Origin of the sequence: Salicibibacter cibarius (assembly GCF_016495725.1) — a bacterium.
Lineage (GTDB): Bacteria > Bacillota > Bacilli > Bacillales > Marinococcaceae > Salicibibacter > Salicibibacter cibarius.
Window position 1 is genome coordinate 3911338 of sequence record NZ_CP054705.1, and the last position, 11484, is coordinate 3922821.

Annotated in this window: 12 protein-coding genes; all 12 read right to left on the reverse strand. The window is 42.8% G+C overall.

Features of this window, described 5'->3' with window-relative positions; all coding sequences use genetic code 11:
• Nucleotides 1–26: 26 nt before the first annotated feature.
• The gene (locus HUG15_RS19730) at nt 27–980 is read right to left on the reverse strand and encodes a hypothetical protein (protein WP_211202279.1); all 954 of its coding nucleotides are present in this window, start codon (nt 978–980) and stop codon (nt 27–29) included.
• Nucleotides 981–1202: 222 nt separating this feature from the next.
• The gene (locus HUG15_RS19735) at nt 1203–2237 is read right to left on the reverse strand and encodes a hypothetical protein (protein ID WP_211202280.1); all 1035 of its coding nucleotides are present in this window, start codon (nt 2235–2237) and stop codon (nt 1203–1205) included.
• Between the two features lie 19 nt (nt 2238–2256).
• Nucleotides 2257–2538: a hypothetical protein gene (locus HUG15_RS23745; RefSeq protein ID WP_200125040.1), complete on the reverse strand. Its 282-nt coding sequence runs from the start codon at nt 2536–2538 to the stop codon at nt 2257–2259.
• 242 nt (nt 2539–2780) lie between these two features.
• A complete protein-coding gene (locus HUG15_RS19745) occupies nt 2781–3197 on the reverse strand; it encodes a hypothetical protein (protein WP_211202281.1) in 417 nt (138 codons plus the stop codon).
• Between the two features lie 150 nt (nt 3198–3347).
• Nucleotides 3348–3521 (reverse strand): hypothetical protein, encoded by a 174-nt coding sequence (locus HUG15_RS23750; protein ID WP_425504063.1) that lies wholly within the window; start codon nt 3519–3521, stop codon nt 3348–3350.
• 71 nt (nt 3522–3592) lie between these two features.
• Nucleotides 3593–4084: a hypothetical protein gene (locus tag HUG15_RS19750; RefSeq protein WP_200125044.1), complete on the reverse strand. Its 492-nt coding sequence runs from the start codon at nt 4082–4084 to the stop codon at nt 3593–3595.
• Between the two features lie 676 nt (nt 4085–4760).
• Entirely contained in the window at nt 4761–5261 is a 501-nt protein-coding gene (locus tag HUG15_RS19755; RefSeq protein ID WP_200125046.1) for a hypothetical protein, read from the reverse strand.
• 40 nt (nt 5262–5301) lie between these two features.
• On the reverse strand, nt 5302–7077 hold the full coding sequence (locus HUG15_RS19760) for a T7SS effector LXG polymorphic toxin (RefSeq protein ID WP_200125048.1): 1776 nt from the start codon (nt 7075–7077) through the stop codon (nt 5302–5304).
• 11 nt (nt 7078–7088) lie between these two features.
• Nucleotides 7089–7358, reverse strand: a complete 270-nt coding sequence (locus tag HUG15_RS19765; protein WP_200125050.1) for a DUF5344 family protein — start codon at nt 7356–7358, stop codon at nt 7089–7091.
• An 18-nt stretch (nt 7359–7376) separates the two neighbouring features.
• Nucleotides 7377–7760 carry a YwqH-like family protein gene (locus tag HUG15_RS19770; RefSeq protein ID WP_200125052.1) on the reverse strand — a complete coding sequence of 128 codons (384 nt, stop codon included), beginning with the start codon at nt 7758–7760 and terminating at the stop codon, nt 7377–7379.
• Nucleotides 7761–7798: 38 nt separating this feature from the next.
• Nucleotides 7799–8272, reverse strand: coding sequence for a type VII secretion EssA family protein (locus HUG15_RS19775; RefSeq protein ID WP_200125054.1), 474 nt, complete (start codon nt 8270–8272; stop codon nt 7799–7801).
• Nucleotides 8262–11369, reverse strand: coding sequence for a type VII secretion protein EsaA (esaA, locus tag HUG15_RS19780; protein WP_211202282.1), 3108 nt, complete (start codon nt 11367–11369; stop codon nt 8262–8264). Before esaA ends, HUG15_RS19775 begins: the two co-directional genes overlap by 11 nt.
• Between the last annotated feature and the right edge of the window lie 115 nt (nt 11370–11484).

The window sequence follows — 11484 nt, forward strand, 5'->3', positions numbered from 1 at the left end:
GCTGATGCTCCGTTTTCGGTAGTTTCTTAAACATGGTCACCCGGGTTGCCTTCGTCCGTATCATCCAACATATGCTCGAGATCAACGCCTTCTTTTCGTGTCACAAGATCAAAATAAATCAAGGCATAAATAATAAACAGGATCGGCATCGTCAACATGATCACGATTGTTTGCAAAACCTGTCCCAAAACGGAAGCACCTAGAAAAAATCCAAAAATAAGGGTAGCGCCTTCGGTAAGAACAATGTAGATGATAAAGATTAAAAGCAAGATCCCGAACAGTCTCCAAAAATTTTTCTTCGTAAGCTTCCAGCTCCTGTCGATGCCAACTCCCTTATTTTCAAACAGAATAGGGGGCAGAAAAAATCCACACCGCAAACTGAAAAAGCCATAAATAAATATGGATAGCAACACCATGCCAATGATCATGATTCCCGCCAAGATGCCCACGACAACGTTCTCAAATCCCACGCTAAATCCTACGCCGAATAAGGTCGTCATCGCTATAACGATGATGACTCCGATCGATATTCCAAAGATAATAACCGCAAATAACAGGGAATTGGCGACAATTAGCCAAAATTTCCGGAACGGTTTTTTTAACATTTGCCCAAACGAAATATCCTGATTTTTCAGCCCCGACTCTACCATATAAAGGGTGGAAGACGCCGCGAGGGGATAAAGCACAACATACAGAATGGGAACGACTACAAAAGCCACCAACAAGGAAGCGATGATACCGCCAATGCCCATCGTGGGCTCCGCCACCGGAGCAGCTTCCATAGTCGTTAAATAGTCTTCAAAAGATCCAATCTGTTGATAATCCGGGACCATAGGTGCGCCAAACATCGTCGTTAAAAGATTTTGCAACAAGTAGACAGGCGCAATTAATACAAGCATCAACAGAAAAACCTTAGAAAAATTCCTTCTGTAAATCTGAAACGTCCGATCCAATATTTCTCCAAAACCCATCGGCTGCATAATCATCATTCCCCTTTTCTATCAGCAAACATATACCCATAAACTACCACAACTAACGTATGGTTACAAAGAGTAATAGAACATTTTTATCATAGCCATGTGAATGGGGGGTGGTGAAGTTGATTTTATCCGCGGGAAATACTGTTTTACCCACGGGAAATATCAATTTACCCGCGGGAAATAACGCAATACCCGCGGGAAGCGCAGATTCGATGACGATTGTCACTCCACCCCATTCGCGATCTCTTCTACTGTGCGCCCGTCGTCTATGGATCTACCTGAAATATAGTTTGAAAGCTCATCATCAATATCTCTAAAATTGGCTAGATTTCTCACATAAAAATCATCAATTTCAAGCCAATCCTCCGAGTCGATATGCTCTTCAGGGTAAGGGATATCCGGATTTATGTCATGAACTTCTTCCCAACGGTCCAGTATGTCATAGGTGAAAGATGTCGGATAAATTTCAATCTTTCTCACTTTCTCATCATCATAGAATAATGCCTCTCCATCTCCTTCGATCATTGCAAATTGCAATTCCATACTCCTCGTATTTGTCGTGGTCTGAACAATTTCCCTTTTCCATTCGCGTTCAGATTCAGCTGTAAGATATCCGGATATTTGACTCGATACCCGTGTGATCGGATCGGCCAAAACGAGCAGGATTCCATCAAAAATTTCGCCCCACATAAGCTCGTTGTCCGATAGGGCATTTTCGTACATCTCCTCTGAACTTTCATCACCATCCAGATGAATATAACGCGATCTAGCGTTCTCAGCCATGAAAAAAGTAATCTCAAGTTGTTTTTCGTTATCCAATTGGGAAGCAACTTGATACACACGATAATCCAGCTCTTCAAACGTAAGGCTGTCTACCTTGATATCGTCATCAGACTCCATAATCGTATAATAATATTCCAGCATGTATAAATACATTTCCATTTTTGCTTCGGTATCATAATCGTCTTCTGGTAGGTTTAAACAAGCATGAGCACTCAACGTTTCCATTTCTTGCTCCAACGCTTCTTGGGAATGGAGCACACTGCCATTCAGCCGTTCTTTTAGCTCGTTCATCTCCCCCTCGCTGAATTGACCGGTGATATTATGTACGTTGCTCTCCAAACGCTTTTCCGGATCATCACAAGCTATATCCTGTTCCAGAATATCTTCTTTATCAACGATCTCAGTTATTTCATCTGACCCACACCCGGCTAGGATGACAAGAAGGGGAGCGAGCAGAACTATCATTTTCATCATAATGAATCCCCTTTTATTTTCAAGTTGTGCTATAGATTAAAAAATAACTAAATATAAACAGCGCGACAATGAATAATATCCCGGTCATCAATAGGATGTACCCATAATGTTTGAATAAAAAATTGGCCCTGTAAATAATATGATCCCGACTATCCCTTGCCGCTTTTGAAACATTCTTTGCGTCCTGTCCTGTTTTAAAAAGAAAAGAACCGATGATAATAGAGAACACTCCGGGAATGCCCCCAAAAAATGAAGAAAGTAACCCACTTATTGCAATAATTATTCCATATATAACTGTCATGACACCTACAAATCTTCCCCAGAAGCTAATTCTTCTTAAAAGCTTGTGCTCTAAGAGTTCTATATGCGTAACCTCCTTCTGAACGATGTATTTTCATCAAGATAGTCTGTTTACTCTTTTCAAGGATAATTTGTCACCTTTCTCGAAATTACTTAGGCATCCGTTTACAGCTTCTTTCTTAGAAAATCAGTCACTCCACCCCATTCGCGATCTCTTCTACTGTGCGCCCGGCTATGATCGTGTTACGCTTCATAATAGTCGTCTTCCTTGCTTTTCGCTTTTGCACTGCTGAATGCTTTTTGAATGAACGGGACAGATAAAACGAGCAGGCTGATGACGCCGAGAATGATCGTACCGGCAATGAACTCTCCTTGATTTCCGTATTGAATGGCCATATACAGTTCAGCGACAGGATTGGTCGTGCTGAAGTTCGGCATGGCCATATCCAATAGCGGCGTCATGAAGAACACCATAAGACCGATACTGACGAGCCATCCAATGAAAGGACCGGCGCTAAAGGCAAAACGAACAATGCCTGCTGTCGCTATAATCAAAAGGACCGTGAGTGTCGTCCATTGCAAGGCTTGGCCATCCGACATGGAATAAATGTTCAGGCCATAGATGCTGATGATTAAACCGACGACGATCGACAGTATCAAAAACAAAGACACGTTAACCATTAATGGCGCGTTGCAGTAGTCACAGGGGGCACCATCCTTGATAATCGTTCTAGATTTCGGACAGGGGAGACTCACATTCTTGCGGAAATACTAAAGTATTCTCAGTAATTATGTAGCAATAGAGTGGGTCTATTTTTTACAAGCACAACAAGCAGACAGCACGTTTACCGATCTGTCTACACTATCTCCTCCCGCTTCTTCCATAACCTCTTGCGGAACTTCAAATTCGTCAATTTCATTGATATTCTCAAAAGTGATTGTAATTACTAAGTCCGTAGGCTTTTCGTTATTCTTATATGAAATTTTCCAAGAAAGCTCCTCATTGGTTAACTCATCCTAATGATTGCTTATATAGACATCGAGTCTTTAAATGTTCATTTTACCTCGTCATCCTCATTATATTCATCAAATAGTGCGTCCCATTGCTCATTAAACCTTAATTGCAAATCTTCGGCTTCGGCCATGTACTCTCCAGCTTGAACTGAGTTATCAATAGAATTGTCAGAATCCTCATCGTTTACCAACTCATAAGTTATTTTCATCGACATTTCCAATTTCTCAATAGCTTCTTCTTGTATACCGTGTAGTTCCCGTATTTCTTCATGGTTTGGTTCAATGTCTTCGGCATAATTTGCCATTTCATCAAGTTGAGGCAATAACTCTTCCTCATAAAAAGCCTCTAGTTCTGGATATCTTACATTTCTTTGTGATTCATCAAGTTGGTCATAGAATTCATCCATCATTGATTGAAGCTCTTGCCAATCATTACGATAGTCATGCAATTCATCGTTGATACTTTCTGCACCGGTGCTGTTACATGATGCTAGTATAACCATTGACATCATGCTAAGATATTTTTTTATCATTTTTCTACAAGGAAACTCCTTTCGATTTTTGGATTCGGCGAAAGAGGAATTGGCGCTGACATCGCCGACGCCCTTAGCTTCCTTTCATTATTTTTCAAGATTGAACAGTAATTCTTACATATAAAAATCGACATATTCAGCTTGTATAAACATCATTTAATCACTTCTTCTTTATATAGATTCGCTTTTTCGCCGGAACATGCATAGTAAAGACTTATGCGAAGGTCTATCAATAATAACCTATCTATAGAAACCGAATGCCAATGATTAATATATAAAATAGACAGGTCATTTCAGTATCATACGCACCGAAGTGCACTCCACCTATAAGGTTCAGTCAAGGCCTTGACTGAACCTTAGTAGAAAGGAGAAATGCTTGGGATGGATGCTAAAAATTGTGTTAGGGGGGGATATTTCTCTCACCCTTTTTTATCTTTCATTATTTCAAGAGTTATTTCTAGCTTTTAGTGCTTTTAGTCATTTTAGTTGACAGACGGTTATTGAATTTATAACCAACATTAATTTTGGCTAAAATTGTCCATTACAGACATTTAAGCTGGTCAAAAACACTCATTTATTTCCTTTCATTTATTGAATGGACCCTTCCTCTTTTTTCCTTAGTCCATGCATGCATCATTTGGGCAGTTTCATACGTCGATACTAGTATCCTATTTCATCATTGAGTTTCTTCCTCAATACCTTCTTCTATCAGAAACTCTTGCAAATAATCCCTACTGATTGAACCAGAATAAATATAATTGTGGATGCTCTGCCAATCAACCGATTCATCATAATCTGCGATTTCACCGAGCTTGTTTGATGCATCTTCCATCGCAGGCCGATTATTTACAAAAGCATTTTTAACATTTATCCATTCCTCCTGTTCTATTGATTCTTCCGGAAACTCAATGTCAGAAACCACTTTAGAAATAGCCTGCCATCTTTCTAACATTTCCTCAGTTTCTTCTGTCGGTATAAGGATAATATCTTCTAGATGGCCAGAATCCTTATATTGGTCAGCTTCCATCTCCAGATTCAAAAGGTTAGAAGTATACACATATTCATTAAGCACCGCTTGTGTTTCTGCTTCCTGTTCTTCCTGCTGGTTAATCCAAATAAGAGTGATTGCCCCAATGATAAGAGCACTGATTAATGAAATTAATAGTATTCGTTTCAATATACATCATCCTCGATTGATTAAGAAATTACACTGAACTTTAATGATTTCCCGCAAGTTCCTCCACCGTTTTTCCACCTTCTAATTTATTACTAAAGATATAACTGTAAAGATCAGGATCCATACCTCTTATGACTCCTCTATTTTCTGTCAAATGTTCACTAATGCTATACCAATCCTGATCCTCAATTTCGGTGGCAGGATATGGTATATCAGGGTTAATATTGTGCACTTCTTCCCACCTACTGAGTGCATCAAATGTTATATCCGTGGGATGTAGTTGAATTTCCAATTGATTTGAGCCCGGACCCGGAACAAAACGATCTGAAATTTGAATTTCCATATCAAGATCCATAGCTGTCAACTTAGCATTACCTATTTTTAAATCATCTTCCTTTTCATTTTTGCCTGATTCATATCTAGCTAGAGCATCTACCACAGACAAACCTGGTGCTCTTTTAGCCAACTGACTAATCAGTAACCCAAATGTTTCTTCACTTATAAAATTTTCAGTGTAATTGGCATATTCTTCCTCAAGCTCTTCATTTTCCGAATATTGTAAGCCATTTGCTGCATCTTCACTCATATAATAAGTAACCTCTGACTCGTTTAATCTACCTGGCAATACTTCCCGCATATTTAAAAACTTTTCTCTGTTCGGATCATCATCGTATTGGGTGAGACTAATAGCAATACCAGTGTTGAAAGAAATAGCATAAGGCTCATTTGTTTGTTCATACTCCAAGTATTCCACTCGAGCAAACAAAGGGTTGCCTGGTCCGGCGATCTCCTCCCTATCCAATTCTTCCTTAACTTCTGATATAGCCGTTTTGTAGTTATTCAGAACGGCTAAATAGGCACTAAGTTTAGCATCATCCTCTGGCTCTCCAACATGTTCTTTCGGTTTCAAATTCCGACCATGCAAATAGGCTTCAATCATCGCTATTTCATCGTCTAACGTCGCTTCTGAAGCTAGGGTGTCTTGATTCAACTGGTACATTAAATCATCTTCGTCTCCGTCAATTAATTCAACAATTTCTTCCAATTTTTCTTGATCAACGATTTCGTTCTGAATATAGTGATAGACCAGTTCTTGTTCAGCGTCGGTTAAGTTATCACCCTCCACTAACCTTTCTAAAATCAACCCTACCACCTCATCATCCATCAGGTTGTTTACTGTTTGACTATCCTGAAAATAAGCCGAAATATCCTTCAATGTCTCCGGTGATAGTTCCACGTCATCCCCGATCCATCCTTCAACTTTGTTGACGAGGTTGCCAAAGTGGATCAGCAATTGCTTCGCTTCATTTAAAATGACGTGATTAGCCTCATCCGATTCCAAAAGCGCTTCTTCGGTATCATCGATGTTATCCTTGGCGCCTGTGGCACCCTCAATCAGTGAGCTGATATCCAATTGTCCCGTACCCACTAAATCACTGACTCTGTTATAAGAGGCGTTAATCGTGTCTGCAGATTCTTGTGTAAATTGGATAACCTGATGAAGGTCAGCTTTAACATCTTCAAGATACGAGAAACGGACAAGCGCATTATCCGAATCAAAGAGGAAAAGATTATTTCTCACTTGTTCCAGATGGCCTTTATAAGTTTCAATAAAGTGATGGGTCATAGTAAGCACTGGCAGATGAAGGGTCGTGAAGTGGTCTTTGATGGCACTACCGCCCTCTCCTTGTAACGATTCTAAGTTACAAATGGCCTCAACGTTCGATTTAATGGTTTCGATGACATTCTTATGACCGTCTATTTCTTGAACGATAGTTGACATTGTCTCAATTAATTCTTCTGTGTCAAGAATCATACAACCCCTCCTTACGATGATTGTTGGGAAAGCTGTTCATCAGTATCTTCCATGTCTTTGATATGGTCTCTACCTTGTTTTTCTACTCTTTCCAGTACGTCCACATAAGATTTGAGAAGACCACTGTAGATTTCTTGAATTTCTCTCAAATCATCGATGGTTTTCAGATCAGTGATACCAGCAGGGATTTGCTGGCTAACTTCGGAAAAGCTATTTATGGAATCTTGTAATGTAGTAAATGCTTCAGATGCTTCAGCCGTATTAACTTTAATTTCCGGCATTGTTATTCCTCCTAAAAGTTATTGATCGCGTTTTTCCTCTGAAATGGCTTGATCATTAGTTGAAATCGTATTTTGCATGGAAGTGACTTGCGACTGTAGTTCCTGTTTCTTGCGTATGATCGCTGAAAGCATATCCTCGATATCGGTCACACCTACATCAAATCTACTTTCAACGTTGTCTCTTAGCCCGGCATGCGTCAGTTTTCTACCTCCGCGCCAGGCATCATCGCCAAGGTCCTGTTTTCTTAATATTTGCCGATGCTGATTAAAATTAGGTTCTTCTGCGGTAATTTCCTGTTGGGCGATTTCCAATCGTTCGATTTGCTCTTGGGCTGTGTTAATATCTGCCCGCAGTTGAACGTTTTGATTCGTTAAATTTTCAATCCGATCATTCGAGATCATCACTTTCCTCTCCTTTTAGCTACAACTTCTGGCAATTGTTACTCCCCAATCCCCATATTAGGCACAACATACGCAAATAAAGTCCCCACTAATCCAATCACAACCGTCCCTAGCAACCAGGGGATCCAGGCAATGCCGTCATCACTTTCTTCTCCGCTGCTTGCGTATTCCACTTCCGGTTCCACGTCTTCGAAGAGCTCGATGTCATTGGCGACGGATTCGGCCGTGGTGATTTGGTTGTCCGCATCCGAAAACAGGGCTTGCTCGATGTCGTCATAGTCATCTTCCAATGGCTGGTCAAATTCCAGTAAATATTGTTCATCAGGGACATCGATGGCTCCCCGCTCAACATCTTCCGTGTATTCACTCAGTTCCAGCAACACATCCCGTTCCTCGTACTCGCCGGGTTCTACCCGGTCGCCATCGGAAGGTTCCCCTGAAACGGAAGCCGGGGCGGTGATGGCGATGGCCATCACCCCTCCCACGCCGGCTATGAATGCATTACGCTTCATAATAGTCGTCTTCCTTGCTTTTCGCTTTTGCACTGCTGAATGCTTTTTGGATGAACGGGACAGATAAAACGAGCAGGCTGATGACGCCGAGAATGATCGTACCGGCAATGAATTCTCCTTGATTTCCGTATTGAATGGCCATGTAAAGCTCAGCGACAGGATTGGTCGTGCTGAAGTTCGGCATGGCCATGTCCAATAGCGGCGTCATGAAGAACACCATAAGACCGATACTGACGATCCATCCAATGAAAGGACCGGCGCTGAAGGCAAAACGAACAATGCCTGCTGTCGCTATAATCAAAAGGACCGTGAGTGTCGTCCATTGCAAGGCTTGGCCATCCGACATGGAATAAATGTTCAGGCCATAGATGCTGATGATTAAACCGACGACGATCGACAGAATCAAAAACAAGGACACGTTAACCATTAATGGCGCGTTAGAATAGTGATGGGTTAAATAACCGATCAGCAGACTCGTCATGAGAATGATAATAAGCATCACAATCGGCGGTGTCGTGGACGTGGACGTCGATTCTCCCGATTCGGAAGACGCATCTGCCGTTTGTTCCACATTTTCCTGGCTCACGCCACTAACGCCGACGGGATTGGACAAGTGATTATACACATAATCGTTATGGTAGCCATCCGTGGATGCATTGGCCAGAATGGAGTTGACATCTTCATGGACCAATTCTGTGTTATCCACATTCTCCGACCAGCGGCCACTCAAGTCATCCGCTTCTTCTTGCACGGACTCTACACTTCCGTACATCTCTTCCGTCGAGGACACGAGATCATCTTGGCGATCTCCAAGGGATGCCACCTGCCCCCCTAATTGTTGAATCTCTCCAAGGGATGATTGCTGGTTGCTTTGGACGAGCTGGCCATCCAACTCCTCCACAGGGCCTTGGTCTGCTTCGAGGGCATTCCAGTCATCTTGCAAGGTCCCTTGTATGGTTTGCCCGCTTTCCAGCACATCATCAAGATCCTCCATGATCAACTGCTGTTCCTCGGCAATCGCCTCTTCAAGGTCAGCCAAAAGAACATTCGTATCATCGACAAATGCATCTAACGATTCTGTTGCTTCATCGGCGGTATCCCCAGACTCATCGATGCCATCTTGAACATTGGCCACCGAAGATAGGTTGCCGTCGATGTCATCCAGTTGCCCCTGAACCATTTCCGCTTGGGCATCCAATTCATCGATCACATCTTTATCTACTTCGGTCATTTGATCAAGCGCCAAATCGAGGGCGACCAATTCCCCGTAGTAATCCATTAATTGGACGGGGTCCTCGTTTCGAATCGGTTCCTCAAAAACCCCATCATCGGGGAGACGGTCAAGTACCGCTGCCTCTTGTTCCTCAATGTGCCCGATTAACGGTTGGGAAACATTTCCCCAAAGCTGTTCAAGTTCCTCAATGTATTCGAGCAATTCCCCGTAGTAGTCAAGAAAAGCCTCGGTCGATTCCTCATTTTCTTCAATGGCGAATCCGGCATCTTCTAGTTCATGCTCCAGTTCCTCCAATACTTGATTCGCATTATCCCAAGCTTCCCGAAGCTCTTCATAATCTTCATCCGAGGAAGGGGGATCTGCCGGTTCATCTTCATCGTTTCCCTCTTCTCCGTCATCTTCCCCGTTGCCTTCTTCGCCACTGTCTTCTTCCTCGTTGCCTTCCCCTTCGTCTTCCTCCTCAGTACCTTCTTCTTCGTCATTGCCTTCCTCATCGTCTTCCTCCGGCTCTTCCGGTTCTTCCGGTTCTTCCGGTTCATCCGGCTCTTCAGGCCGAAGCGCTTCAAGATGCTTTCCCATATCCTCAATATGTTCTTTCGCTTCGTCGAGCACCTCAGCATTGATAGGGTCCAGTTCTTCTTCAGGTTCCTCCGGCCTTTCCGGTCCTCTGTCCCCGGGGGGATCCGTTAACCCCGAGCGCATATCCTGAACATCGGAATACTGTTCCCAAAACAATGATTCGCTCTCTTCAGCCAACTCATCGAGCATCTCGCGCTGCGTGTCCGAGCTTTGACTCATTTGGCTTAATGCATCTTCGGATTCATCAACCGACCCCTGCATCTCACCTTCAAGGCTGCCTAAATGCTGCGAGTAATCGTCGGCTCCATTCCTCCAGTCTTGTATAAAGGAAAAGACCTCATCACCCTCATTGTCCAGTTCAGGATTATATGGCGACTGTGTATCCTCAACCGACGACCTTCCACCCTCTATAAGGTCGTTGAAATTCGTCACCGTATTATCGACAATCGATTCATTTTCAGTGCTCGTTTCCACAAGGGTATCTGCTTGGCCTTCCTGATATTCCCTGTACTCATCCATGCCATCCAAAAGACCTTCAAAAGCCTCCTGAGCACCTTCCAAGTCCGACTGGGAAGCTTCATACAGGTCATCGGCCTCTGACGTATTCTCAAATAGTTGACTTAATGTATTGCGCTGCTGGTCGATTTCGTCGGCAAGCACTTCGGAGCTTGGCGCATAGAAGTCGTACATCTCATCAAGAAATTCAATTTCCTTTTCCAGCACTTCCTCAAAGTTTGCCCGTACGCCGTTTATCTCTTCGGTTACATACTGCCAATACTGTGTAGAAATTTGGCTGTTCATTTGTTGTTGGGCATTTTCAAGTTCATTTTGCACCCGTTGTTGATTCTCTGCATCCAAATTGCTGTAAATCTCATAGCTTACGTCTGCCTGATCAGGCACTTCATCCGTAAAAGACATCACATTTTCCGAGAAATTCGTTCCGAAGTACACGACAGCGTCATATTCCTGATCTTCCAGACCTGCTTGTGCTGAAGAGCGGCCGGTAACGCTCCATTCATAGTCGGAACCTTCTTGTAACGTAGGCACGATATCCTGGCCGTATAGAAGGGGTTCCTCCATTCCTTCCCCATCATATCCACTATCTTCATTGACAACGGCGATCGCGCCCTCCACTTCGCCTTCATCTGCATCTTCATCCGCGGCTGTGTCCGTTTCCCTATCCATCATTGGATTCTCGCCAATATATTGAAAGAAAAGAACAGGCACCGCGATGATGATCACAACAAGAATCGCCAATTTTATTATTCGACTCTTTTCCAACATAAACACCTCTTTTCATGCTTCATTAAAGTTCGTGTTCAAAAAGGAGAATAAAAAGAGCAGAGAAGTTCCAGGAAGCGTAGCTTCGAGCACCGGAGCGTACGGTTTTGGTACGTAA